The organism is Poseidonocella sedimentorum, from assembly GCF_900116005.1.
Taxonomy (GTDB): domain Bacteria; phylum Pseudomonadota; class Alphaproteobacteria; order Rhodobacterales; family Rhodobacteraceae; genus Poseidonocella; species Poseidonocella sedimentorum.
In genome coordinates this window covers 23,783-48,784 of record NZ_FOYI01000017.1, presented here as the reverse complement: position 1 = coordinate 48,784, position 25,002 = coordinate 23,783, and the positions used below count along the sequence as shown (strand labels likewise).

Genomic DNA, 25,002 nt, shown 5'->3' with positions numbered 1-25,002 from the left:
CCGCATCAGGGCGAGGTTCATCTCGGTCTCGCCCTGCGGCGCGTAGTAGAACGACGACCGCGAGATCGACAGCAGGCGGCATTGCACCCCTATCGACAGCGTGGGGTGGTGGCGTTCGATCATCCCGCGCCTCGCTTGCCGGTCCAGGGCTTGAGCTTTCGTGACAAAAAATCGTTGGCGACGGCCAGCTCTCCGATCTTGGCGTGCAGCGATCGCACTGTCTCCTCGTCGAGCTCGGCCTTCTTCTTGCTGCCACGCTCGAAGATGTCCCAAGCCCCCTCAAGCAACGCCTTCTTCCATTGGTGGATCATCGTCGGATGCACGCCAAATTCTGCGGCCAGTTCCGACACAGTGCGCTCGCCCTTCACGGCGTCCAGCGCCACGCGAGCCTTGAAGCCCGCATCATGGTTCCTGCGTTTCGACATGTTCTGATCTCCTCGTGCTTGGAGACCAGCAGACGTCAGATTGTAGCTTCCGTCACTGCCCGATTTTCGGGGGGTGGCTCAATCATCGCTGCAAGCGGCCCCCACAAGCTCGCAGGCGGCGTCAGAGCGCCAAGAGTGAATTTCCCCGAACGCGCGGTTGTCCTCGAAAGGTGATCAGCGATCACTGGTCCGAATTGAAGAGGAATGCCATCCTGAAATGGCAAGACGGCCGCAAGAATTTATCGAGATCTCGGGCAATGTCGCGCCTTGACTTGATGGCTGACCTCCAATGGGATGCGCCACGCGGCAGGGAGGGAGAGCGGCGTTGGATATTCTGGTAAATATAGTGCTGCCCCTGTCACTTGCGGTGATCATGCTGAGCCTTGGCATCGGGCTGACGCCGGCCGATTTTCGGCGGGTTGCCGAGCGGGGATGGGTCTTCGCCATCGGCGCGATCTGCCAGCTGTTCTTGCTGCCGGTTGTGGCCTACGTCATCGTCCTTGCGTTCGGGTTGAGCGGCGCGATCGCCGCGGGGATCATGTTGCTGGCGTTCTGCCCGGGCGGCGTGACATCCAATGTCGTCACCCGGCTGGCGCGCGGCGATGTTGCTCTGTCCGTGTCGCTGACCGCGTTGATCTCTCTTCTTTCGATTGTCACCGTGCCATTTCTGGTCGGCTGGTCGGTCGTTCATTTCATGGGCGAAGATGCGCCCGCTGTCTCGGTCGTGTCGCTGGCCATCGCGATGTTCCTGTTGACGGCATTGCCGGTATCGGTCGGGATGGCGATCCGGCACATCGCGCCGGGGTTTGCCAACAGGATCGAGCCGCGATTGGTCGCGCTCGCGAGCCTTCTGTTCGTTCTCATCATCCTGGCCGCCATCGTCTCGAACTGGGATCTGCTGCTCTCCAACATCGCGTCGCTGGGTCCGGCCTTGGCGCTGCTCAATATCGTGACCATGCTCGCAGGGCTTCTCATCGGCGCCGCGACTGGCATGTCCTGGCCGGAACAGAAGACCATCTCGATCGAGGTCGGCATCCAGAACGGCACGCTGGGCATCACACTGGCGCCGCTGATCGCGGGTGTGGCCGGGGGCATCCCGACGATCGGCCTGCCCTCTGCCCTGTACGGCGTCATCATGTATGTGACCGCCATTCCTTTCGTTCTCTGGCTCCGGAGTCGCTGACATGCAATCTGACGTGATCATCGTGGGGGCGGGTCTTGCCGGCCTCGTGGCGGCGGCGGAACTGGGGGATCGGGGCAAATCGGTTCTGATTGTCGACCAGGAAGGGCCCCAGAGCCTGGGCGGTCAGGCGTTCTGGTCGCTGGGCGGTCTGTTCATGGTCGACACCCCCGAACAGCGCCGGATGGGGATCAAGGACAGCCACGCGCTCGCCCTGAATGACTGGATGGGATCGGCGCAGTTCGATCGCCCCGAAGATGCCTATCCGCGCAAATGGGCCGAAGCCTATCTCGATTTCGCCGCCGGCGAGATGCGGCCCTGGCTTCATGCCATGGGGCTGCGCTGGTTTCCGGTCGTCGGCTGGGCCGAACGCGGCGGGGGCTTTGCCGACGGGCACGGCAATTCGGTGCCGAGGTTTCACATCACCTGGGGGACCGGGCCGGGCGTGCTGGAGCACTTCATCCGCCGTTGCCGCGCCCATGCCGAGGCGGGTCTGCTCACCTTCAAGCACCGCCACCGCGTCGACCGGATCGAGATGCAAAACGGCGCCGCGGTGGGCATTTCGGGTAAGGGTCTTGCCGAGGATTCCGCGCTCCGGGGCGCGCCGACAACCCGAGAGGTCACCGGTGATTTCCGCTACGGCGCGTCGTCTATCATCGTGGCGTCGGGCGGGATCGGTGGCAATTTCGAGCTGATCGAACGCGTCTGGCCGACCGACCGCCTTGGCCCGATGCCGCGCAACATGCTGTCCGGGGTGCCCGCGCATGTTGACGGACGGATGCTCGGCATCGCCGAGACGGCCGGCGGCCATATCATCAACAAGGACCGGCTCTGGTTCTACACCGAAGGGGTCCAGAACTGGGATCCGATCTGGCCGCGCCATGGGATCCGTATCCTGCCCGGCCCGTCCTCGATGTGGTTCGATGCGACGGGGCAGCGTTTTGCGCCGCCCGCCCTGCCCGGCTTCGACACCAACGGCACGTTCAAGGCCATTCTGGACAGCGGCCATGACTACAGTTGGTTCGTGTTGACGCAAAAGACGATCAAGAAGGAATTCGCGCTGTCGGGGTCGGAACAGAACCCGGACTTTACCTCCGGCAAATGGAGCGAGGTCATCAGGCAGCGGATCCTCTCCGGCACGCGCGCCACCGATCCGGTGGAGGCGTTCAAGACCCACGGGGCGGATTTCATCGTGGCCGATACGCTTGACGATCTGGTCCTGCGGATGAATGCCCTGACGGGCGCGCCTCTGATCGACGGCGTGTCCCTGCGCCGCCAGATCGCCGCGCGCGACGCGCAGATCGACAACCCGTTCAGCAAGGATGTTCAGGTGTCGGCGATTCACGCCGCGCGCCAGTATCGCGGTGACAAACTGGTCCGCACGGCGAAACCGCACAAGATCCTCGATCCCGCGAACGGCCCACTGATTGCGGTGCGGCTGCACCTGATCACGCGCAAGACGCTTGGCGGTCTGCAAACCAATCTCGATAGCCAGATGGTGGGCGCTGATGGCGCCTGTGTCCCCGGGCTCTTTGCCGCGGGCGAGGTTGCGGGCTTTGGCGGCGGCGGCTTTCACGGCTACAACGCACTTGAAGGCTCGTTTCTGGGCGGGTGCATCTTCTCGGGCCGCGCGGCAGGGCGCAGCGACGCAATCGGGTAGCTCCGCCCCGGTCTCAACCACGCAGCGCCAAAGCCCTTCGCCACCGCTCGGCGCTCTGGGGCGCAGGGCGGAAACGGCGCTCTTGCGGCGCCCCGCTCCACAGCCGATGCGCACGCGCCGGGGGTGGCCCGCATAACCGTTTGACGTCGCGACTTCGCCGATCTAACGTCTGCTCGATATCTGTTGGGGTGCCCTTTACGGGCTGAGATGCGCAGCGCGCGAACCCATTGAACCTGAACCGGTTAGGACCGGCGGAGGGAACAGGTCGCGGGCCCCGCTCCGCTCTGATCGCCCCCCATCCATGTCCTGACCCCGAACGCCAGGAGCGGTGGCATGGTTGCGAAAGCGCTGACGATTGCGGGCTCGGATTCCGGGGGCGGGGCGGGCATTCAGGCCGATCTGAAGGCGTTTTCGGCGATGGGGGTCTATGGCGCCTCGGTCATCACCGCCGTGACCGCGCAGAACACCCGATCGGTCACCGCGATCCATGCCATCCCGGAGGAGGTCGTGGCGGCGCAGATCGCCGCGGTCCTCGATGACATCGACATCACCGCGATCAAGATCGGGATGCTGGGCACGCCCGCGTTGATCGTGGCGGTGGCGGAGGCGCTGGCGCGGTATGAAGGCCCGGTGGTGCTCGATCCGGTGATGGTGGCGAAATCCGGGGATCGGTTGCTGGCGGATGCGGCGATTGACTCGTTGAAAACCCATCTCATCGGGCGCGCCACGCTGCTGACGCCCAATCTGCCGGAGGCCGAAAAACTCGTCGGGCCGGGCGCTCCACAGGAGCAGGCGCAGAGGCTCCTGGCTCTCGGGGCGGGCGCCGTGCTGATGAAGGGCGGACATGCGGCGGGCACGATCTGTGAGGATCTTCTGGTCACGGCGGCGGGCACGCAGACCTTTGCCGCCGACCGCATTGACACCCAGAACACTCATGGGACCGGCTGCTCCTACGCGTCCGCCATCGCGGCAGGGTTGGCACAGGGGCTGGCGCTGGAGGCAGCGGTCGAGCGCGCGCACCGCTGGCTCAATACCGCGATTTCGCGCGCCGATGAGCTGGGGGTCGGCCGCGGCCACGGGCCGGTCCACCATTTCCACCAGCTTTGGCGATGAGCGCGCGGTTCGACATACTCGGCGGCGGTGTCTGCGGGTTGGCGATGGCGGCCGAGCTTGCGTCGCGGGGCGCCGAAGTCACGGTGACCGACCCGGCCGGCCCGCCGGGCGATCACGCCTGTTCGTGGTGGGCGGGCGGGATGCTGGCCCCCGACTGCGAGGGCGTGAGCGCGGAGCCGGAGGTCGTGCGGCAGGGCCGGCGCGCCGCCGATTGGTGGGAGGCGCAAGGGGCGCGTGTCGCCCGGGAGGGGACGATTGTCGTCGCCCTGCGCCGCGATCAGGGCGAGCTTGCGACCTTCGCGCGGCGCGCGCCCGGCGCCGTTTCGCTGGACCGCGACGGGCTCGCCGCGCTGGAGCCGCAGATCGCGGACCAGTTTTCCGCCGCCCTCTTCCTGCCCGATGAGGCCCATCTCGCCCCCCGCGAGACCCTCACCGCGCTGCGCGCCCGGCTGGCCCGCGCCGGCGTCACGTTTCAAGGCGCGCTTGGTGGCGCGCGCGAGGGGCAGGTCATCGATTGCCGCGGTCTCGCCGCCCGTGATCGGCTCCCGGACCTGCGCGGCGTGAAGGGCGAGATGCTCGTGGTGCGCAGCCCCGACGTCACGCTCTCGCGCCCGGTCCGGCTGCTGCACCCGCGCTTTCCGCTCTACATCGTGCCACGGGGAGACGGGATCTTCATGCTCGGCGCGACCCAGCTGGAGAGCGGCGAGCGCCACCGCGCCACCCTGCGCTCGGTCATGGAGCTGATGAACGCGGCCTACGCCCTGCACCCGGCGTTTGGCGAGGCCGAGTTGCTGGAGATCGGCGTCGATGCGCGCCCCGCCTTTCCCGACAACCAGCCGCGTCTCCGCCGGATCGGCGATCGGATTTATGCAAATGGCCTGTTTCGGCACGGATTTCTGCTCGCCCCCGCGCTGGCGCGGATGAGTGCGGATCTGCTGCTGGAGGGCAAAACACCGGAGGTTTGGTATGAAGATCATCGTGAACGGTGAGGCGGTGGAGAGCGCGGCGCCGGATCTCGCCGCGCTCCTGACCGAGCTCGGCAAGGGCGAGGCGAAGGTGGCCACCTCCATCAACGAGGCCTTCGTGCCCCGGGGCGCGCGCGGGCAACAGGCCCTGCGGGATGGCGACCGCGTCGAGATCGTCGCCCCCAGGCAGGGAGGCTGAGATGCCCGTCTTCTACGGCAAGGACATCCCCTCGCGCCTGATGCTCGGCACCGCGCAATACCCCTCGCCCGCGATCCTCGCGGAGGCCTTCCGCCAGTCTGGCGCCGGCATCGCCACGGTCTCGCTGCGCCGCGAGGCGGGCGGCGAGCGGGCGGGACAGGCGTTCTGGTCCCTGATCGAGGAGCTCGGTGTCGCGGTCCTGCCCAACACCGCCGGCTGCCATTCGGCCCGCGAGGCGGTCACCACCGCCCGGATGGCGCGCGAGCTCTTCGAGACCAACTGGATCAAGCTGGAGGTCATCGGCCACGCCGACACGCTCCAGCCCGACCCATTCGGCCTGCTGGAGGCTGCGGCGCAGCTTTGCGCGGAGGGGTTCGAGGTCTTTCCCTATTGCACCGAGGATCTGGTGCTTTGCGAGCGGCTGGTGGAGGCGGGCTGCAAGGTCCTGATGCCCTGGGGCGCGCCGATCGGCACCGGGCTGGGGCTCAACAACATCTACGGGCTGCGCAGCCTGCGCGCGCATTTTCCCGATATCCCCCTCGTGGTGGATGCCGGGCTCGGCCTGCCCTCGCAGGCGGCGCGGGCGATGGAGCTCGGCTATGACGCGGTGCTGCTCAACACGGCCGTGGCCAGGGCGGGCGATCCGGTGGCGATGGCGCGCGGATTTGCCCGCGCGGTCGAGGCCGGCGCGCTCGCGGCTAAGGCCGATCCGATGGACCCGCGCGACATGGCCGCCCCCTCCACCCCGGTTCTGGGAAAGGCCTTCCTGTGACCCTGCCCCGCTTCTACCCGATCTTCGACGATGTCTCCTGGTTGCGGCGGATGCTGCCGCTCGGGGTCAGGCTGGTGCAATTGCGGATCAAGGACGCGCCGCCGGACGCGCTGCGTGCGCAGATCACCGAGGCGCGCGATCTCTGCCGCGCTCACGGCGCGGTTTTGGTGGTCAACGACCACTGGCAGCTGGCGGTCGAGCTGGGGTGCGACTGGGTGCATCTGGGTCAGGAGGATCTTGACGATGCGGACCTCGCCGCCCTCCGCCGCGCCGGCCTCAAGCTCGGCGTCTCGACCCATGACGGTGCGGAGCTGGAGCGCGCGCTGGCGCTGGCGCCCGACTATGTCGCGCTCGGGCCGATCTACCCCACGATCCTCAAGAAGATGAAGTGGCACCAGCAGGGCGTCGGGAAACTGACCGAGTGGAAATCCCGGGTGGGAGAGATCCCCCTCGTGGCGATTGGCGGGATGAGCGTGGCGCGCGCGGGCGGCGCCTTTGCCGCGGGGGCGGACATCGTCTCGGCCGTGACGGACATCACGCTTCACAGCGATCCCGAAGCGCGCACGCGCGCCTGGCTGGCGGCCTGCGGATGAGCCGCTATGCCCGCCAGTTGCCGCTCCTCGGGGCCGCCAGCCAGGCGCGGCTCGCCGCGTCCTCGGTGCTGGTGATCGGCGCGGGCGGGCTTGCCGCGCCGCTGCTGCAATATCTCGTCGGGGCGGGCGTGGGCCGGATCCGGCTGGTCGATGCGGATGTGGTGAGCCTGTCGAACCTGCATCGGCAGACGCTCTTTCGCGAGGCCGACATCGGCCGGCCCAAGGTCGAGATCGCCGCCGACACCCTCGCGGCGCTCAACCCCGAGACGACGATCGAGCCAATCCGCCAGCGCTTCGATCCCGCCAGCGCCCGGGCGCTCTGCGACGGGATGAGCCTTGTCATTGACTGCGCCGACAGTTTCGCGGCGAGCTACATCGCCTCCGACCTGTGCCTGACCACTGGCCAGCCGCTGATCAGCGCGAGCGTCGTGGGGACGGAGGGCTACACCGGGGGCTTCTGCGGCGGCGCGCCGGGGCTGCGCGCGGTGTTCCCGGAACTGCCGGACCGGCTCGGCTCCTGCGACAGCGACGGCGTGCTCGGCCCCAGCGTCGGCGTCATCGGCAGCCTGCAGGCGCAGATGGCGCTGGAGATCTTGACCGGCGACCGGGCGCCCCTCGGCAGGCTCATCACTTATGACGCGCGCGCGCTGCGCTTCGGGGGCTTCCGCTTCGACGCGGCCCCCGACCCCGCCCCGGAGCCCGGCTTCATCGCCGCCGCCGACATCGCCCCGGGTGACTTCCTCGTCGATCTGCGCGCCGCCGGGGAAGACGGCCCCGCCCTGCCGCAGGCGGCGCGCCACGCGGTCAGCGATTTCGGCCCCGAGGGGCCGATGCCACAGCCCAACCAACGCGCCGTTCTGGCCTGCCGCTCCGGGCTTCGGGCGTGGCAGGCCGCCGAGCGGCTTTCACACCACTGGGTTGGGGAGATCAAGCTCCTCGCCCTCGGAGACTAAGGAGACCGACATGCTACGGCTGCTGACATTCACGCTGGCCCTCATCGGGGCGAGCCCGAGCTTCGCCCAGGACAGGATGACCCTGCTGCTCGACTGGTTCATCAACCCCGATCACGGGCCGATCATCGTGGCCCAGGAGTTGGGCTATTTCGCCGATCAGGGCCTTGAGATTGAGATCATCCCGCCCGCCGATCCCTCCGCCCCGCCCAAGCTTGTGGCAGCCGGTCAAGGCGATATCGCCGTGAGCTATCAGCCCAGCCAGCATCTGCACGTGGCCGAGGGGCTGCCGCTGATCCGCGTCGGCACATTGGTGGCGACGCCGCTCAACTGCCTGCTGGTGCTGAAGGACGGCCCCATCGCGGAGATCGCCCAATTGAGGGGCGGCAAGATCGGCTTTTCCGTCGCCGGCGTGGAGGAGGCCGTGCTCTCGGCGATGCTGGGCAAACACGGCGTCGGGCTCGATGAGGTCGATCTGGTCAACGTCAACTTCTCGCTCAGCCCCTCGCTCATGTCCGGTCAGGTCGATGCGGTGATCGGCGCCTACCGGAATTTCGAGCTCAACCAGATGGAGATCGAAGGCATCGACGGGCGTTGTTTCTACGTCGAGGAAGAGGGCGTGCCGACCTATGACGAGCTGATCTACGTCGCCAATCCCGAGCGGATGGATGCCGATCGGATCCGCCGGTTCCTGCGGGCGACGGAGCTGGCGACGCAATATATCGTCAACAACCCCGAGGCCGCCTGGGCGCTCTTCAAGGGCTACGCGCCGGAGCTGGACGATGCGCTCAACGCAAAGGCCTGGGAGGACACCCTGCCCCGCTTTGCCCTGCGCCCCGAGGCGCTGGACGAGGGCCGCTACGCGCGGTTCGAGGCCTTCCTTGCGCGCAGTGGTCTGGTCGAAGGCACGCGCCCGGTCTCGGCGCTGGCCGTGGACCTTGGCGCGCAATGAGCTATGGGCGCATCTTTCCGGCCTGGCGCGACGCGGCGCCGGACTGGCCCGCCTACACCCGGCACGATTTCGTGCAGGGGCTCGGCAACGGTCGCCTGCCGCGCGCGGCGTTCCTGCACTATCTCAAACAGGATTACGTCTTCCTGATCCACTTCTCCCGCGCCTGGGCGCTTGCGGTGACCAAGGCCGAAACGGTCGCGGAAATGCGGCTCGCGGCGGGGACGGTGAACGGGCTGATCAATGACGAGATCGCGCTGCACATCCAGACCTGCGCCGAGGCGGGGATCGATGAGGCGACGCTGTTCGCGACCCGGGAGCGGCGCGAAAACCTCGCCTATACGCGCTACGTGCTCGATGCCGGCCATTCGGGCGATCTGCTCGATCTTCTGGCGGCGCTCGCGCCTTGTGTGATGGGCTACGGGGAGATCGGCGCGGATCTGGCCGCGCGCCGGAGCTCTGATCTCTATGCCGGCTGGATCGACACCTACGCGGGCGCGGACTATCAGGCCCTCTGCCACGATGTCGGCGCGCTGATCGACGGCGCGGTGGCGCGGCGGCTGGGCGATGATCCCATGTCCAGCCCGCGCTGGGGCGCGCTGCAGGCCCGGTTCGACATGGCCACGGCGCTTGAGGTCGGCTTCTGGGACATGGGGCTCGCTCCGTGACAGTGCCGCTGCGCCTCAGTGGTTCGGCGCGGATCGGGGACACGCCGATTTTCTCGGGCCTTGAGCTGACCGCGCCGCCGGGGCGCTGGACCTGCCTTCTGGGCGCGAGCGGGGTTGGCAAATCCACCGTGCTGCGCCTCTTTGCGGGGCTGGCGGAGGGGGTCGCCTTCGACGGCGAGCTCAGCGATCCCGGCGGCGTTGCGCTCATGGCGCAGCAGGATCTGTTGCTGCCCTGGCTCAGCGTTCTGGACAACGTGCTCCTCGGCGCGCGGCTGCGCGGTGCGCGCGCGGACCGGGCGCGGGCGCGTGACAGGCTGGCGCAGGTCGGGCTCGCCGATCACGCCGCCAAGCGGCCCGCGGCGCTTTCGGGCGGGCAGCGCCAGCGTGTGGCGCTTGCCCGCACGCTGATGGAGGACCGCGCCGTCGTGCTCCTCGACGAGCCCTTCTCGGCGCTCGACGCGCTGACCCGCGCGCGGATGCAGGAGCTCACGGCCGAGCTTTTGCGCGGGCGCACTGTCCTGCTCGTGACCCACGATCCGGCGGAGGCCGCGCGGCTCGGCGAGCGCATCGTGATCATGACCACCGCAGGCGCGCGCGACGTCGCCGTGCCGCGCGGCGAGATCCCCCGCCCCCCGGATGCGGCGGATGTGCTGGCCGCGCAGGCCGCCCTTCTCAATGAGCTACGGAGACCCCAATGACCGCCACGCAAACCCTCAAGGCGCGCGCTGCCGATGACTGGCACGCGGCCACGACCCACGATTTCACCACCGCCCTCGCATCCGGCGCGCTTGAGCCGGAGAAGATGGCCGGCTACCTGCAACAGGATTACCTCTTCGTCGAAGGCTTCGTGCGCCTGCTTGCCGCCGCCGTCGCCGAGGCCCCGACGCTTGGCGATGCGGTGCCAGGGGCGCGGTTTCTGGGGCTGATCTGCGGGCCGGAAAACACCTATTTCCTGCGCGCCCTCGCCGCGCTCGATGTTCCGCAAGCGGGCTCTGCCGCGCCCGAAACCCGCGCCTTTCAGGAGTTGATGGACGCGTCTCGCCGCTCCGGGCGGTATGAGCTGATGCTCGCCGTTCTGGTCGTTGCCGAATGGACCTATCTCGATTGGGCGACGCCGTTTGCTCCCCGCGCCGAGGCGCTGCCGTTCTGGTTTGGCGAGTGGATCACCCTGCATTCCGGCGAGGGGTTTGCCGGCGTGGTGGCCCATCTGCGCGGGCAGCTCGACGCGGCCTGGGAGACCCTCGACGCGCCCGCGCGGGATGAGGTCGCGGAGGTCTTCACCCGCGCCGTGGCGCTCGAACGCGCGTTCTTCGATGCGGCCTGGGCCGGTTTTCCGGTCACGCGATGACGGGCTGGCGCGCGGGTCTCGCGGCGGCGCTTCTGGCACTCGCGCTCTGGCAGGCGGTGATCTGGGCGACTGGCGCGCCCCGCTTCATCCTGCCCCCGCCGCTCCTCGTGGCCCAGACGATCTGGACCAGCCGCGCGCTTCTGGCCGAACATGCGGCGATCACCATGGCCGAAGTGCTGATCGGCCTCTCGCTTGGCGCGGCGCTCGGGTTTGTCTCGGCCATCGCCCTTGCCGCCTCGCCGCTCGCGCGCGCGCTGGTGCGCCCGATGCTGGTCTTCAGTCAGGCCGTCCCGGTCTTCGCGCTGGCGCCGATCCTGACGCTCTGGCTCGGCTTCGGGCTCTGGTCCAAGGTCGCGATGGCGCTGCTCATCATCTATTTCCCGGTCACATCCTCGTTTTTCGACGCGCTCATGCGCACCGACCGCGACTGGATCGGGATGGCCCGCGTCATGGGCGCGCGCCCCGGGCGGATCATGCTTCACATCCGGATTCCGGCGGCGCTGCCGGGCTTTGCCTCGGGCCTGCGGCTCGCGGCGGTCTATGCGCCGATCGGGGCGATCATCGGCGAATGGGTCGGGGCGTCCAAGGGGCTGGGGTACCTCATGCTTCTGGCCAACGGCCGCGCCAAGACGGACCTGATGTTCGCCGCCCTCATCGTGCTCGCTGTGCTGACGGTCCTGCTGCACGCCGCGGTCAACACGCTCTGCGAAAAGGCGCTGGACCGCAGCTAGCGACGGCCACTCGCGGCTCAGGCGGGCGGCTCGAAATACTCCGGGTTGCCGTCCCGTATCCGGCCGACCACATCGAGCACACCGCCCAGATGGGCGCGCAGCCGCGCATCGGCCAGAGCGGCCTCCCCGGCCGCGATCGCATCGACGATGCCGCGGTGCTCTTCGAGCACGAACTGACGCCGTTCGAGCGAAAGCGTGAGGTAGCGGACCCGATCCATATGGGCCTTTTGATCGCGGATCAGCGCCCAGGCGTGGGGGTGGCCCGCGCGGGTGCAGATCTGGGCGTGGAAGGCCTCGTCGAGCGCGTGAAACGGGCCGGCTTCGGGGTCTGCGGCGGCCCGCTCCTGCGCGGCGATCTCCCGGCGAAACGCCGCGACATCTTCGGCCCGGCCCGCAGCGATCACCGCCCGCAGGCATTCGACCTCCAGCGCGGTCCGCACGAAAACCGCCTCGACCAGCGCGGCCTCTGAAATCCGGGTGACCAGCGTCGCCCGCTGGGGGCGGATCGCGATGAGCCCGAGCTTCGACAGGCGGAAAAACACGTCGCGCACCGGCTGGCGCGAGACGTTCAGCTGCGCGGCGATCTCGCTTTCCGACACTTTCGCCCCGGGCTCCAGCTTGAGCGAGACAATCGCGTCATACAGCGCGTCAAAGACCTGATCGGTGGTGGAGGCGGCGGCGATTTCGAGCGGTGGGATTGCGAGCTGAGCCATGAAGCATCCGGGCAAATGGTTTCGGCCAACCTAGCCCAGCTTGCGCTTTGACACAACTAGACATCTAGCATATTACCAGACTAGAAGCTCAGGATATGCCATGACCCTCACCGACCCGGACCGCCTCTTTCCCCTCGACCCCAAGACCCGAGACCGCGCCCGGGCGCTCTATGAGAGCGTGCGCGATCTGCCCATCATCAGCCCGCACGGCCATTGCGATCCGCAGTGGTTTGCCGAAAACGCGCGCTTTCCCAACCCGGCCGAGCTCTTCGTGATCCCCGATCACTACGTCTTCCGGATGCTGGTGAGCCAGGGCGTCCGGTTGGCCGATCTGGGGGTCCCGCGCGAGGACGGCGGGCCGGTGGAGACTGACCCGCGCGCGATCTGGCGGCGGTTTGCCCAGGGCTATCATCTCTTTCGCGGCACGCCCTCGCGGATGTGGCTTGACCATTCGTTCGAGCACGTCTTCGGCCTCGACACTCCGCTCACGCCGGAGACAGCCGACGCTTATTACGACCACATCGAGAGCGCACTGGCGACCGATGCCTTCCGCCCGCGCGCGCTCTTCGAGCGGTTCAACATCGAGGTGCTGGCCACCACCGAAGGCGCGCTCGATCCGCTCGACGCCCACCGCGCGATCGGTGACAGCGGCTGGTCCGGGCGGGTGATCACCACCTACCGGCCCGATGCGGTCGTGGATCCGGAGTTCGAAGGGTTTCAGGCCAACGTCGCCGAGCTCGGCGCGCTTACCGGCGAAGACACCGAAAGCTGGGCCGGTTATCTCGCGGCCCATCGCAAGCGGCGCGCGTTTTTCAAGGAGATGGGCGCCACGGCGAGCGATCACGGCCACCCGAGCGCGCGGACCGAAGACCTCCCCCCCGCCGAGGCCGAGGCGCTCTTCCTGCGCGTCCTCAAGGGCGGGGCGAGTGCCGAGGACGCGGAGGCCTTCCGCGGCCAGATGCTGACCGAAATGGCGCGCATGAGCCGCGACGACGGGCTCGTCCTTCAGATCCACCCCGGCGCCCGGCGCAACCACAGCGCCAAGGTCTTTGCCCGCCATGGGCGCGACAAGGGGTTCGATATTCCCGGGCGGACCGACTACGTCGGCGCGCTCAAGCCCCTGCTCGATGCGGTCGGGATGGACCCGGACCTGCGCATCATTCTCTTCACACTCGACGAGACCAGCTACGCGCGCGAACTCGCGCCGCTCGCAGGCGCCTATCCTGCGCTGACGCTCGGGCCGCCGTGGTGGTTCTTCGACAGCTACGAAGGCATCCGCCGATTCCGCGAAGCCACGACCGAGACCTGCGGCTTCTACAACACCGCCGGGTTCAACGACGACACGCGCGCCTTCTGTTCGATCCCCGCACGGCACGATGTCGCGCGGCGCAGCGACTGCGCCTATCTCGCCACGCTCATCGGCACCGGCCGGCTGCGCGAGACAGAGGCTTTCGAACTGGCCCGCGACCTGAGCTACACCCTCGCCAAAAACGCCTACAACCTCTGATCGGAGACGTCACATGACCAAGACCGAAACCCGCTACGCCATCGATCCCGCGACGGCCAAGACCTTCGACACCGACACGCTGCGGGAGCATTTCCACGTCGGCGATCTCTTTGGCGAGGGGGCGATTTCGCTCGTCTATTCCCATTATGACCGGCTCATCCTCGGCTCGGCCGTTCCCGCCGGCGGCGCGCTCACGCTCGATGCCGTGCCCGAGACGGGCACCCCGAGCTTCCTCGACCGGCGCGAGGCGGCTTTCCTCAACATTGGCGAAACCGGCGAGATCGAAGTCGGCGGCGAGAGCCACAGCTTGGACAAGGGCGAAGTGCTCTATGTTGGCCTCGGCGCGGGCCCGGTGACCTTCAAGGGCAACGGCCGATTCTACATCCTTTCCGCGCCCGCGCACCGCGCCTGCCCTACCAAGCTCATCCGGCTTGAAGACGCCCGTCGCGTCGAGATGGGCGCGGCCGAGAGTTCCAACGAGCGCGTGATCATCCAGTTCCTCCACCCCGAGGTCTGCGAGAGCTGCCAGCTTCTGATGGGCTACACCCAATTCGCGCCGGGCTCGATCTGGAACACCATGCCCGCCCACCTGCACGACCGGCGGATGGAGGCCTACCTCTACTTCGACCTGCCCGACGACGCCCGCGTCTTCCACTTCATGGGCCAGCCGGAGGAAACGCGCCACATCGTCATGGGCAATGAAGAGGCCGTGATCTCGCCGCCCTGGTCGATCCATTGCGGCGCGGGCACGGCGGCCTACACGTTCTGCTGGGCGATGGCGGGCGACAACGTCGATTTCACCGACATGGACATGGTGCCGATGGAGAGCCTGCGATGAGCGTCTTCGGTCTTGCGGGCAAGCGCGCGCTGGTCACCGGGGCCAATACCGGGATCGGCCAGGCGATCGCGGTGGGGCTCGCGGAGGCGGGCGCCCATGTGGTCTGCGCCGGGCGGCGGTCCTGCGGCGAAACGGTCGGGCTGATCGAGGCCGCGGGCGGGACGGGCGAAGAGCTGGTCATGGACCTCGGCGATCTTCGGGCGGCAGTGTCCGCGCTGCCCTCCGGGCTCGACATCCTCGTCAACAACGCGGGCATCATCCGCCGCGAAGACAGCGTCGATTTCGCAGAGGCCGACTGGGACGAGGTCATGGATGTGAACCTCAAAGCCGTGTTCCAGCTCTGCCAACGCTTCGCCCGCGATGTCTTCGCGAGCAAGGCCGAGGGCCGGATCGTCAACATCGCCTCGCTTCTGAGCTTTCAGGGCGGAATCCGCGTGCCGTCCTATACCGCGTCGAAACACGGGGTCGCGGGGCTGACCAAGATCCTCGCCAATGAATGGGCGACGCGCGGGATCAACGTCAACGCCGTGGCGCCGGGCTATATCGCGACGAACAACACCGAGGCCCTGCGCGCCGATACCGCGCGCAATCAGGCGATCCTGGAGCGCATTCCCGCCGGCCGCTGGGGCGATCCGGCCGATATCGCGGGCGCGGTGACGTTCCTGTGCACGCCCGCGGCGAACTACGTCACCGGCGCGGTGCTCAATGTCGATGGGGGCTGGCTTGCCCGATAGCCCGCGCCTCACACGCCCCACCCCTGCCCCGGCGCCCGGGATCGTCCACCTTGGCCCCGGCGCCTTCTTCCGGGCCTTCAACGCGGTCTACACAGACGAGGCGATTGCGGCCGCGGGCGGCGACTGGGGCATCATCGCGGTCAGCCTGCGCAGCCCCACCGCGCGCGACCAACTCGCGCCGCAAGGGGGCGCCTACACCTCGGTGACCCTCTCGGAAACGGGCATGGAGCCGCAGGTGATCGGCGCGATCCGCGAGGTGCTCGTGGCGCCGGAAGACCCCGGCGCGGTGCTCGCGGCTATGAGCGATCCCGCGATCCGCATCGTCTCGCTCACCATCACCGAAAAGGGCTACTGCCACGCACCAAGCAGCGGCGCGCTCCTGCCCGATCACCCCGACATTCAGCACGATCTCGCGGCCCCCGACGCGCCGCGCTCGGCCATCGGCTTCATCGTCTCGGCCCTGGCGCGGCGGCGCGCGGCTGGCCATGCGCCCTTCACCGTGCTGTCATGCGACAACCTGCCCGGCAACGGCGCCCTCGCGCGGGGCGTCATCAGCGACTTCGCCCGCCGGAGGGACCCCGACCTCGCCAACTGGATCGCCGAGACGGTGCGCTTCCCGGCGACGATGGTCGACCGGATCACCCCGGCCACCACGCCCGAACGCGTCGCCGCCCTCGCCGAGATCACCGGCTATCACGATCCCGCTTGCGTCTTTCACGAAGACTTCCGCCAGTGGGTCATCGAGGACGATTTCACCGCCGGTCGCCCCCGCTGGGACCTCGCCGGCGCGCAATTCGTGGCCAACGTGGACGCGCATGAGACGATGAAACTGCGCTGCCTCAACGGGACCCATTCGGCGCTGGCCTACCTCGGTTATCTCGCGGGGCATGACACCATCTCCGCGGCCGTCGCCGACCCGGTCATGGCGCGCTTTGTCCGGCATCTGTGGGAGGCCGAGATCCTGCCCACCGTGCCCCGCCCCGAGGGCGAAGACCTGCCCGCCTATTGCGCAAGCCTCATGGCGCGGTACCGCGATCCCTCGATCCGCCACCTCACATGGCAGATCGCGATGGACGGGAGCCAGAAACTCCCCCAACGGCTGCTCGGGACGATCCGCGATCGCCGCGCCGTGGGCCAGACGCCCGAGGGGCTCTGCCTCGCGGTCGCAGCCTGGATGCGCTACGTCGGCGGGCGCGACGAGACCGGCGCCGAGATCGACGTGCGTGACCCGCTGGCCGAGGCCCTCCGCGCCGCGAGCGAGGGGGCGACGTCGCCGGAGGAGACCGTCGATGCGCTGCTGGGGTTCGAGGCGATCTTCGGCACGGACCTGCCCGCCGATGCGGGGTTCCGCAGCGCGCTCACCCTGCAATACGAGCGGCTCCTGAGCCTTGGCGCCAGCGGCGCGGTTGCGGTTTTGCTCGGCCAATGACCCTGCTCACGCTGCATCCCGGCGACAGTGTCGCGATCCTGACCGCTCCGGCCAAGGCGGGCGCGCGCCCGCTGGGCAAGGGCCCCGCCTTGAAGCGCGGTCTCGGAGCGGGCCACAAGATCGCGCGGGCCGAAATCGCGGCGGGCGCGCCGATCCTCAAGTTCGGCCAGATCATCGGCTACGCGACCCGAGATATCCCCGCCGGGGCGCATGTCCATGTCGACAACTGCGCCTTTGGCGCACATGACGGCGGGGCCGAGATCGGGGCGGACCTTGCCGCTGCCCGCGCCGCGATCCCCGATGTCGCGCCGCGCCAGTTCATGGGCTACGCCCGCCCCGATGGCCGGGTCGGCACGCGCAACATGATCGCGCTGATCGCCACGGTGAACTGCTCGGCGACGGTGATCCGCAAGGCGGCCGAGGCGCTGCGCAGCTCGGGCGTGCTGGAGGCCTATCCCAACATCGACGGCGTCGTCGCCCTCGCCCACGGAACGGGCTGCGGCATGGCGGCCGAGGGCCCTGGCTGGGACAACCTGCAACGCGTGCTCTGGGGCCACGCGACGCACCCCAACGTCGGCGCGGCGGTCTTCGTCGGGCTCGGCTGCGAGGTGATGCAGATCGCCCGGATGAAGGCGCGCTTCGGCGCGGGCGACGAGGCACGGCTCCACGGGCTCACCATTCAGGACAGCGGCGGGACGGCCGCCACGATCGAGCGCATCGTCGCCCATGTGACCGAACTCCTGCCGCGCATCAACGGCGCACACCGCAGCCCCTGCCCGCTTGCGGGCCTCACCATCGGCTTGCAATGCGGCGGCTCGGATGGGCTCTCCGGCATCACCGCCAACCCCGCGCTTGGCGCCGCAAGTGACCTGCTCGTCGGCCACGGGGCGACGGTCCTTCTGTCGGAAACGCCCGAGATCTACGGCGCGGAATCCCTACTCCTGCGCCGGGCGGCAAGCCCCGAGGTGGGCGCGGCACTCATGGAGCGGATCACGTGGTGGGAGCGTTACACAGAGCTCAACGGCGGCTCGATGGACAACAACCCCTCCCCCGGCAACAAGGCCGGCGGGCTGACCACGATCCTCGAAAAATCGCTCGGCGCGGTGGCCAAGGCGGGGGCGACGCCGCTCAACGAGGTGGTGGCCTATGGCGCGCGGCCCGAGGGCGCGGGGCTCGTCTTCATGGACACGCCGGGCTACGATCCGGTCTCGGCCACGGGCCAGATCGCCGGCGGCGCGCAGATCATCGTCTTTACCACCGGTCGCGGCTCGGCCTTCGGCTCGGTCCCCGCACCGACCCTGAAACTGGCCACCAACGATCGGCTCTTCGCCCAGATGCGGGGCGATATGGATCTCAACTGCGGCGATATCGTGAGTGCGGGGGTGAGCATCCCGGACAAGGGGCGTGAGATCCTCGATCTCATCGTCGAGACCGCCTCGGGCGCGCGCTCGAAAAGCGAGGCGCTCGGGCTCGGCGACAACGAGTTCCTCCCCTGGCAGATCGGCGCGGTGATGTAAGCGCAGGCCTCAGCGGCGGACCTGCCTGTCGCGATAGGTCGAGGGGCTCGCCCCGAGATAGCGCTTGAACATCCGGCTGAAGAAATAGGGATCGGCATAGCCGAGCTCGCCCGCCACCGCCTTGACCGAAAGCCCCATCCCGAGCCGGTTGGCGGCGAATTCCATCCGCTTGAGCTCGCGGAATTTCTGCGGCGTGTGGCCGAGCCGGTCCTTGAAGGCGCGGCGGAAATAATCGGCATTGTAGGGCACGTCGCGCATCACCTCCTCGACCCCGCTGCCGAGCGGATCGGCCGAGAGGCGCGTGGCCGCCAGCATGATCTGGACCGAGAGGTGATCCTGCGCGTCGGGCGTCTCGTCCGCGCTGCGCCAGTCGATGAAGGCGGCCTCAAGGTAGTCGAGCAGGAAGACCATGAACTGGTGATGCTGCGCGAGCGTCGTGCTGCCGTGGGGCGCGGTGTCGCGGTAGTGCCGCAGGAGGGGCGCAAGCGCCGCGAAACTGGGCAGCGGCACGACCCGGCGCAGCGCCATCTGCTCGATCATGTCGCCCTTGCCGAACAGATCGAGCGTGAAATGCTGGGCGATGCCGGTGTAGGCCGCGCCTTGCTCGGTGTCGGCCGCAGCCCCGCGAAACCGGGTATAGGCCGGGATCAGCAGCGCCTCGCCCGGCCCGATCTCGACCTCCTCGGGATCTTCGCCGACCTGGTAGCAGCCGCGCCCCGAGAGGCAAATGATGAGGTCATGCGCCGGGTTGATCTTGTCCACCCGCCAGCGCCGGTCGTGCCGCATCCGGATCGTCGCCCGCGCCAGCCGCAGCGACATCGAACGCGGCGGAATATGCGCCAGAAAGTTATATTCGATTTTGTCCATCATTTTGTATGTTTACCAGCATTCAGTTGGGCGGACTAGCATATTAGTCTGAGATCAAGACAGATCGCCCGCCTCGATGCCCCTCGGCGCCGAGAGCGGGCGGCGCAACCGGGAGGAGACGTGTGTGCGGGCCCTGAGCCAGTGCACCAGTGATCATACGTGACCGAATTCGCCGCAGCCATACCCGTAAAAATCGCCGTCATCGGCGGGGGCTCTTTGAACTGGGCCCACACATTGATGGCGGATTTGGCATATGACACCCGCCTCGCCGCCGACGTCCGGCTTTATGACCTCGACGCGCCGGCGGCCACGCGCAACGCCGAAATCGGCGCGCGCCATGCCGCGACATCGCGCGGCGTGCCCGCGCGCTACAGCGCCGCCGCGAGCCTGCCGGAGGCGCTCGAGGGCGCGGACGTGGTGGTCATCTCGATCCTGCCCGGCGCGTTCGAGGACATGGCCAAGGACATCGACATCCCGGCGGAATACGGGATCGGCCAGTCGGTGGGCGACTCGGTCGGGCCCGGTGGGTTCTTCCGCGCCCTGCGCGCGATCCCGATGCTCGCCGAGATCGGCCGGGCGATCCGCGATCACGCCCCCCGCGCCCTGACCTGCAACCTCACCAACCCGATGAGCGTGCTGACCGGCGCGCTCTATGCGGCCCATCCCGAGATCCGCGCCTGGGGCGAGTGCCACGAGGTCACCAAGATCCGCAAACAGGTCGCCTGGATCGCCAACCGCGAGGCGGGCGACGACCGCTACAGCCACCGCGATGTGGCCGTCAACGTGCTCGGGATCAACCATTTCACCTTCGTCGACCGCATCACGCTCGAAGGGCGGGACATGATGCCCGCCTATCGCGCCTTCGCCGAGGCCCACGCCGAGAGCGGCTGGTCGCAGAGCGAGCCCGGCGCGGACGCCGAGCACGAGCGCTACTTCGGGACGCGCAACCTCGTGGCCTTCGACCTGCTGCGCCGGTTCGGCATTCCCGGGGCGGCGGGGGACCGGCACCTCGCCGAGTTCCTGCCAATGGCCGACTATCTCGCGGACCCGGACCGCTGGGGGTTTTCGCTCACGCCGGTTGACTACCGCATCCGCGACCGCGCCGCGAAACAGGCCCGCGCCGAGGAGATGCGCGTGGGCGATGTCGCGCCCAAGATCCGCCGCTCGGACGAGGCGCTGGTCGACCAGATCGCCGCGCTGATGGGCGGCGCGCCCTTCGTGAGCAACGTCAACCTGCCCAATCGCGGCCAGATCGCGGGGCTGCCCGAGGGCGCCATCGTGGAAAGCAACGCGGTTTTCCACGGCGGCGGGATCGAGCCGGTGCTGGCCGGGCGCCTGCCCGAGCCGCTCTCCGCGCTTGTCAGCGATCACGCGCAGCGGCAATCGGCGCTCCTGCGCGCAGTGATGACCGGCCGGGGCGAGGCGCTCTACGATCTCTTCCGCAGCGATCCCCAAGTCCGCGCGTTGCAACCCGGCCAGGCGCGGGCGATGTTCGACCGGATGCGCGCCGCGACCGAGGGGCTCATCCCCGAGGCGCTCAAGGAGGCGATGTGAATGGGCGGTGACAGCAAATATCTCGGGCTCGCCTATGTCGCGCCCTACGCGCTCGGGCTGCTGCTCTTTACCGCCTTCCCGTTCCTGTCCTCGCTCTATCTGAGCTTTACCGATTACGATCTGCTCTCCAGCCCCGAATGGGTGGGCCTCGACAACTATGAGCGGCTCTTCACCCGCGACCGAACCTTCGACAAATCCTTGCGCGTGACCCTCACCTACGTCGCGATGACCGTCCCGCTGAAGCTCGTCTTCGCGCTCTTCATCGCGGTGGTGCTGAACTACCGGCTCAAGGGGATCAACCTCTTCCGCACGGCCTATTACGTGCCCTCGATCCTCGGCGGCTCGATCGCGATCGCGGTGCTCTGGCGCTACATTTTCGCCGGCGACGGGCTGATGAACATGATCCTGATGGCGGTGGGCATCGAGCCGATCAACTGGTTCGGCGATCCCGAGAACGCGCTCTTCACCATCACGCTGCTGCGCCTGTGGCAGTTCGGCTCGGCCATGGTGATCTTCCTCGCCGCGCTGCAATCGGTGGACAAATCGCTCTACGAGGCCGCCGCGATCGACGGCGCGGGCCCATGGCAGATGTTCCGCAACATCACCCTGCCGCTCATCACCCCGGTGATCTTCTTCAACCTGATCATGCAGACGGTCCACGCCTTCCAGGAGTTCAACGGGCCCTACATCATCACCCAGGGCGGCCCGCTCAAATCGACCTATCTGCTCCCGCTCTACATCTATGACGAGGCGTTCAAGGATTTCGACATGGGCTATGCCTCGGCGATCTCCTGGGTGCTCTTTGCCATCATCATGGTGCTCACGCTGCTCGCCTTCTGGTCGTCGAAGAAGTGGGTCTACTATGCCGGCGACGAGAGGAATTGATGTCATGACAAGCCTCTCGGATCCCACCCCCCAGACCCCCGTGGTCGAGACCATGCCCGCCAAGTCCCCGGCCCGTCTCTCGCCGCAGGAGCTCAAACTCCGCCGCCGGGCGCGGCTCAACGCGTCGATCCGCTACTCGCTTCTGATCGTGGTCGGCTTCATCATGGTCTACCCGCTGCTCTGGCTCATCGGCGCGTCCTTCAAGACCAACGCCGAGATGTTCGCCTCGCCCTGGTTCTGGCCGGAAAACCCGACGATCCAGGGCTATATCGACGGCTGGACCACCTCGACGCCCTACACCTTCGCGACCTTCTTCATCAATTCGATGCAGATCGTGATCCCCAAGGTGATCGGCACCGCGATCTCGGCCACGCTCGTGGCCTATGGCTTCGCCCGGTTCCACTTCCCCGGCAAGCGCATCCTCTTCGCGATCCTCATCGCGACGCTCCTGCTGCCCGACGTGGTGACGCGCATCCCGCAATACCTGCTCTTCCGCGAGCTCGGCTGGCTCGACACCTACCTGCCGATGATCGTGCCGGCCTGGTTTGCCTGGGAGGCCTTCTTCGTCTTCATGCTGATCCAGTTCATGCGCTCGATCCCGCGCGAGATGGAAGAGGCCGCCCGGGTCGACGGGGCCAACACGTTTCAGGTCCTGATCTACATCGTCGTGCCGATGCTGCTGCCGGCGCTCGTCTCGGTCATGCTGTTTCAGTTCATGTGGACGATGAACGACTTCCTCGGGCCGCTGATCTACATCTCGACGGTCGAGAAATACCCCATTTCGCTCGCGCTCAAGCTCTCGATCGACGCCACCGAGGCCTTCAACTGGAACTCCATCCTCGCGATGACAGTGCTGGCGCTGACCCCCTCGCTGGTCGTGTTCTTCCTTGCGCAGAAGTCCTTCATCGAAGGCATATCCACCGGAGGTACGAAGGGCTGATGGCCGAATTGCAACTGAAGTCCGTCGAGAAGACCTACGGCAACGGCTACAAGGCGGTGCACGGCATCGACCTGACCGTGGAAGAAGGCGAGTTCATGGTGCTGGTGGGGCCGTCGGGCTGCGCCAAGTCGACCACGCTGCGGATGATCGCGGGGCTGGAGACGATCACCGGCGGCGAGGTGCGCATCGGCGATACGGTGGTCAATGACCTCGTGCCCGGCAAGCGCGGGATCGCGATGGTGTTCCAGAACTACGCGCTCTATCCGCACATGAAAGTGCGCCGCAATCTCTCCTTCGGGCTGCGCCTCAAGCGCCTGCGCAAGGACCGGATCGAGCGCGCGACCGAGGAGGTTTCCGGCGTGCTGGAGATCGAGGCCCTGCTCGACCGGCTGCCCAAGCAGCTCTCGGGCGGTCAGGCCCAGCGGGTGGCGCTCGGGCGCGCGCTCATCAAGCAGCCGGAGGTCTTTCTCTTCGACGAGCCGCTCTCCAACCTCGACGCCAAGCTCCGCGCCTCCATGCGCGTGCGCATCACCGACCTGCACAAGCGCCTGCGCGACGAAGGCCGCCCGGCCACGGTGGTCTATGTGACCCACGATCAGGTCGAGGCGATGACCATGGGCGACCGGATCTGCGTCATGAAGGACGGCCACATCATGCAGATCGCCGACCCCGCGACCCTCTATCAGCGGCCCGCCAATGCCTTTGTCGCGGGTTTCATCGGGATGCCCGAGATGAATCTCAACCGCGCCGTGCTCACCCGCGGCGATGGCGCGATGCTCACCCTCGGCACCCAGTCGATCGCCCTGCCCGCCGAGTGCGCCGGCCGCATCCACGCGCCCGATGGCCCGGTGACGCTTGGCATCCGGCCCCAGCATCTCGACGTGGTGGCCCCGGGCACAGTCGGCGCCTTTGACGCCACGATCACCAATCTGGAGTTCATGGGCCACGAGGTGAACCTGCACGCCGAGGCCGAAGGCGCCGGTTTCGTGGCGGTGATCGCCTCGGAGAATTTCGACACCGCACTCGCGCGCGGGGACCGGGTCGGCCTCAGCCCCCGGCCCCGCAATATCCATATTTTCGATGTCGAAAGCGGCGAGAACAAGTCGCTCGACTGACCTGCAACCTGAGTTCCAAGGGAGGATACCACAATGAAACTCACGACGCTCAGCCTCGCGTTGGCCACCACCGCACTGGTGACAAGCGCAGGCGCCGAAGATCTCCGCATGAGCTGGTGGGGGGGCGACAGCCGCCACGCCGCGACCCAGGCCGCGCTGGAGGCCTGCGGTGCCAAACACGGCCACACCATCAGCCCCGAATACACCGGCTGGTCGGGCCATTTCGAAAAGCTCACCACCCAGATCGCCGGCCGCACAGAGGCCGATCTCATGCAGGTCAACTGGCCTTGGCTGTCGTTCTACTCCGCCGATGGCGGCGGGCTGGCCGACCTCAACAAGTTCTCCGACACGATCGACCTGAGCAACTGGGAAGCCTCCCAGATCGAAGCCGGGACGATGAACGGCGCGCTCAACGGGCTGCCGGTCTCCACCACCGGGCGGCTCTTTGCCTTCAACAAGACCACATGGGACGCCGCCGGGCTCGATCTGCCCACCACCTGGGACGAGCTTCTGGCCGCCGGCCCGGTCTTCAAGGAAAAGCTCGGCGAGGATTACTACCCCTTCGAAGCCGCCGCGCTCGACGCCGCGCTGATCATGACGCTCTATGGCACGCAGCGCTCGGGCAACCCGCTGATCGATCCCAAGACCAACTCCATCGCCTGGAGCAAGGACGATTTCGTCTCGGCCATCGAATTCTATGGCCAGCTCGTGGACTCCGGCGTGATCCCCGCCTGGCAGGACGTGGCCTCCGCCGGCAACGTGCCGCTGCATGAAAACCCGAAATGGGCCGCGGGCAAGATCGCCGGGACCTATCAGTGGGATTCGACCTACTTCAAGATCTCCGACCCGCTTGGCGAAGATCAGGAACTCGTTTATGTCGACCTGCTCGGGCAGGCGGGGATGAAGACGCCGGGTATCTATCGCAAGGCGTCGATGGTCTTCTCGATCTCGGCCAATTCCGACAAGCAACAGGCCGCGGCGGAAGTGCTGAACTGCCTGCTCAACGAACCCGAAGGCGTCTCGGCGCTCGGCTCGACCCGCGGCGTACCCGCCTCGGCCACCGCGCGTGAGCAGCTTCTTTCCGCCGATGCGATCCAGCCGATTCAGATCGAAGCGCAGGCCAAGGTCATCGAGGCCGAAGGCCCGGGGATCCACCCGATGATGGAGTTCCCCTCCGTGCGCTCAGCCATGCAGGACAACCTCGAGCTCTTTGCTTACGGCGAGCTCGATGCCTCCGAAGCGGCGGACGAGATGATCATGGCGATCGAGGAAGCCCTCGAAGACATCCGCTCCTGATCGTAGCCCTGACCTGTCGCTGCGGCGGGGCCCTTGCCCCGCCCCTCGACCCTT

General features: G+C 67.7%; 26 protein-coding genes and 1 riboswitch. Of the genes, 23 read left to right on the top strand and 3 right to left on the bottom strand.

Features of this window, described 5'->3' with window-relative positions; genetic code table 11:
• Nucleotides 1–119: 119 nt before the first annotated feature.
• A complete protein-coding gene (locus BM353_RS15830) occupies nucleotides 120–425 on the bottom strand; it encodes a transposase (RefSeq protein ID WP_092082611.1) in 306 nt (101 codons plus the stop codon).
• Between the two features lie 325 nt (nucleotides 426–750).
• On the opposite strand from BM353_RS15830, the gene BM353_RS15825 reads away from it, so the two are divergent.
• The 13 genes from BM353_RS15825 to BM353_RS15765 all read left to right on the top strand — a co-directional run bounded on the left by BM353_RS15825 (nucleotide 751) and on the right by BM353_RS15765 (nucleotide 11,553).
• Complete coding sequence (locus BM353_RS15825; RefSeq protein WP_092082609.1) at nucleotides 751–1,608, top strand: bile acid:sodium symporter family protein; 858 nt, start codon at nucleotides 751–753, stop codon at nucleotides 1,606–1,608.
• A 1-nt stretch (nucleotide 1,609) separates the two neighbouring features.
• Nucleotides 1,610–3,265: an FAD-binding dehydrogenase gene (locus tag BM353_RS15820; protein ID WP_092082607.1), complete on the top strand. Its 1,656-nt coding sequence runs from the start codon at nucleotides 1,610–1,612 to the stop codon at nucleotides 3,263–3,265.
• Between the two features lie 174 nt (nucleotides 3,266–3,439).
• A riboswitch (TPP riboswitch) is annotated at nucleotides 3,440–3,542 on the top strand.
• A 56-nt stretch (nucleotides 3,543–3,598) separates the two neighbouring features.
• Nucleotides 3,599–4,378: a bifunctional hydroxymethylpyrimidine kinase/phosphomethylpyrimidine kinase gene (gene thiD, locus BM353_RS15815; RefSeq protein ID WP_092082605.1), complete on the top strand. Its 780-nt coding sequence runs from the start codon at nucleotides 3,599–3,601 to the stop codon at nucleotides 4,376–4,378.
• On the top strand, nucleotides 4,375–5,367 hold the full coding sequence (locus BM353_RS15810; protein WP_092082603.1) for an FAD-dependent oxidoreductase: 993 nt from the start codon (nucleotides 4,375–4,377) through the stop codon (nucleotides 5,365–5,367). Before thiD ends, BM353_RS15810 begins: the two co-directional genes overlap by 4 nt.
• Entirely contained in the window at nucleotides 5,345–5,542 is a 198-nt protein-coding gene (gene thiS / locus BM353_RS15805; protein WP_092082601.1) for a sulfur carrier protein ThiS, read from the top strand. The genes BM353_RS15810 and thiS overlap by 23 nt, the downstream gene beginning before the upstream one ends.
• Nucleotide 5,543: 1 nt before the next feature.
• Nucleotides 5,544–6,314 (top strand): thiazole synthase, encoded by a 771-nt coding sequence (locus BM353_RS15800; protein WP_092082599.1) that lies wholly within the window; start codon nucleotides 5,544–5,546, stop codon nucleotides 6,312–6,314.
• Nucleotides 6,311–6,907: a thiamine phosphate synthase gene (locus tag BM353_RS15795; protein WP_092082597.1), complete on the top strand. Its 597-nt coding sequence runs from the start codon at nucleotides 6,311–6,313 to the stop codon at nucleotides 6,905–6,907. Before BM353_RS15800 ends, BM353_RS15795 begins: the two co-directional genes overlap by 4 nt.
• Nucleotides 6,904–7,860 carry a HesA/MoeB/ThiF family protein gene (locus BM353_RS15790; protein WP_092082595.1) on the top strand — a complete coding sequence of 319 codons (957 nt, stop codon included), beginning with the start codon at nucleotides 6,904–6,906 and terminating at the stop codon, nucleotides 7,858–7,860. Before BM353_RS15795 ends, BM353_RS15790 begins: the two co-directional genes overlap by 4 nt.
• 10 nt (nucleotides 7,861–7,870) lie before the next feature.
• Nucleotides 7,871–8,809: an ABC transporter substrate-binding protein gene (locus BM353_RS15785; protein ID WP_092082593.1), complete on the top strand. Its 939-nt coding sequence runs from the start codon at nucleotides 7,871–7,873 to the stop codon at nucleotides 8,807–8,809.
• Nucleotides 8,806–9,474 (top strand): TenA family protein, encoded by a 669-nt coding sequence (locus BM353_RS15780; protein WP_092082591.1) that lies wholly within the window; start codon nucleotides 8,806–8,808, stop codon nucleotides 9,472–9,474. Before BM353_RS15785 ends, BM353_RS15780 begins: the two co-directional genes overlap by 4 nt.
• Nucleotides 9,471–10,172, top strand: a complete 702-nt coding sequence (locus tag BM353_RS15775; RefSeq protein WP_092082589.1) for an ABC transporter ATP-binding protein — start codon at nucleotides 9,471–9,473, stop codon at nucleotides 10,170–10,172. The genes BM353_RS15780 and BM353_RS15775 overlap by 4 nt, the downstream gene beginning before the upstream one ends.
• Nucleotides 10,169–10,822, top strand: coding sequence for a TenA family protein (locus tag BM353_RS15770; RefSeq protein WP_092082587.1), 654 nt, complete (start codon nucleotides 10,169–10,171; stop codon nucleotides 10,820–10,822). The genes BM353_RS15775 and BM353_RS15770 overlap by 4 nt, the downstream gene beginning before the upstream one ends.
• Nucleotides 10,819–11,553, top strand: a complete 735-nt coding sequence (locus BM353_RS15765; RefSeq protein ID WP_092082585.1) for an ABC transporter permease — start codon at nucleotides 10,819–10,821, stop codon at nucleotides 11,551–11,553. Before BM353_RS15770 ends, BM353_RS15765 begins: the two co-directional genes overlap by 4 nt.
• Before the next feature lie 17 nt (nucleotides 11,554–11,570).
• Here BM353_RS15765 and BM353_RS15760 read toward each other — a convergent pair whose 3' ends face one another.
• Nucleotides 11,571–12,266, bottom strand: a complete 696-nt coding sequence (locus tag BM353_RS15760) for a GntR family transcriptional regulator (RefSeq protein WP_092082583.1) — start codon at nucleotides 12,264–12,266, stop codon at nucleotides 11,571–11,573.
• Nucleotides 12,267–12,366: 100 nt separating this feature from the next.
• Here BM353_RS15760 and uxaC point away from each other — a divergent pair, with 100 nt between their 5' ends.
• Genes uxaC through BM353_RS15735 form a run of 5 tightly spaced genes read left to right on the top strand, consistent with a single transcriptional unit; the run spans nucleotide 12,367 to nucleotide 18,291 of the window.
• Complete coding sequence (uxaC, locus tag BM353_RS15755) at nucleotides 12,367–13,773, top strand: glucuronate isomerase (RefSeq protein ID WP_092082581.1); 1,407 nt, start codon at nucleotides 12,367–12,369, stop codon at nucleotides 13,771–13,773.
• A gap of 13 nt (nucleotides 13,774–13,786) precedes the next feature.
• Entirely contained in the window at nucleotides 13,787–14,611 is an 825-nt protein-coding gene (kduI, locus tag BM353_RS15750; protein ID WP_092082579.1) for a 5-dehydro-4-deoxy-D-glucuronate isomerase, read from the top strand.
• Nucleotides 14,608–15,345 (top strand): 2-dehydro-3-deoxy-D-gluconate 5-dehydrogenase KduD, encoded by a 738-nt coding sequence (gene kduD, locus BM353_RS15745; protein ID WP_092082577.1) that lies wholly within the window; start codon nucleotides 14,608–14,610, stop codon nucleotides 15,343–15,345. Before kduI ends, kduD begins: the two co-directional genes overlap by 4 nt.
• A complete protein-coding gene (locus tag BM353_RS15740) occupies nucleotides 15,323–16,774 on the top strand; it encodes a mannitol dehydrogenase family protein (RefSeq protein ID WP_092082575.1) in 1,452 nt (483 codons plus the stop codon). Before kduD ends, BM353_RS15740 begins: the two co-directional genes overlap by 23 nt.
• The gene (locus BM353_RS15735) at nucleotides 16,771–18,291 is read left to right on the top strand and encodes a UxaA family hydrolase (protein ID WP_092082573.1); all 1,521 of its coding nucleotides are present in this window, start codon (nucleotides 16,771–16,773) and stop codon (nucleotides 18,289–18,291) included. Before BM353_RS15740 ends, BM353_RS15735 begins: the two co-directional genes overlap by 4 nt.
• A gap of 9 nt (nucleotides 18,292–18,300) precedes the next feature.
• Here the strand turns inward: BM353_RS15735 and BM353_RS15730 are convergent, their stop codons facing one another.
• Nucleotides 18,301–19,161 (bottom strand): helix-turn-helix domain-containing protein, encoded by an 861-nt coding sequence (locus BM353_RS15730; protein WP_092082571.1) that lies wholly within the window; start codon nucleotides 19,159–19,161, stop codon nucleotides 18,301–18,303.
• Nucleotides 19,162–19,317: 156 nt separating this feature from the next.
• Between BM353_RS15730 and BM353_RS15725 the strand changes: the two genes are divergently transcribed.
• The 5 genes from BM353_RS15725 to BM353_RS15705 are packed head-to-tail and all read left to right on the top strand — an operon-like array spanning nucleotide 19,318 to nucleotide 24,948.
• On the top strand, nucleotides 19,318–20,712 hold the full coding sequence (locus tag BM353_RS15725; RefSeq protein ID WP_092082569.1) for a family 4 glycosyl hydrolase: 1,395 nt from the start codon (nucleotides 19,318–19,320) through the stop codon (nucleotides 20,710–20,712).
• Nucleotides 20,713–21,597 (top strand): carbohydrate ABC transporter permease, encoded by an 885-nt coding sequence (locus BM353_RS15720; protein WP_092082568.1) that lies wholly within the window; start codon nucleotides 20,713–20,715, stop codon nucleotides 21,595–21,597.
• Between the two features lie 4 nt (nucleotides 21,598–21,601).
• Entirely contained in the window at nucleotides 21,602–22,537 is a 936-nt protein-coding gene (locus tag BM353_RS15715) for a carbohydrate ABC transporter permease (RefSeq protein ID WP_092082567.1), read from the top strand.
• Nucleotides 22,537–23,652, top strand: a complete 1,116-nt coding sequence (locus tag BM353_RS15710; protein WP_092082565.1) for an ABC transporter ATP-binding protein — start codon at nucleotides 22,537–22,539, stop codon at nucleotides 23,650–23,652. Before BM353_RS15715 ends, BM353_RS15710 begins: the two co-directional genes overlap by 1 nt.
• 33 nt (nucleotides 23,653–23,685) lie before the next feature.
• Nucleotides 23,686–24,948, top strand: a complete 1,263-nt coding sequence (locus BM353_RS15705) for an ABC transporter substrate-binding protein (protein WP_092082563.1) — start codon at nucleotides 23,686–23,688, stop codon at nucleotides 24,946–24,948.
• Nucleotides 24,949–25,002 lie beyond the last annotated feature (54 nt).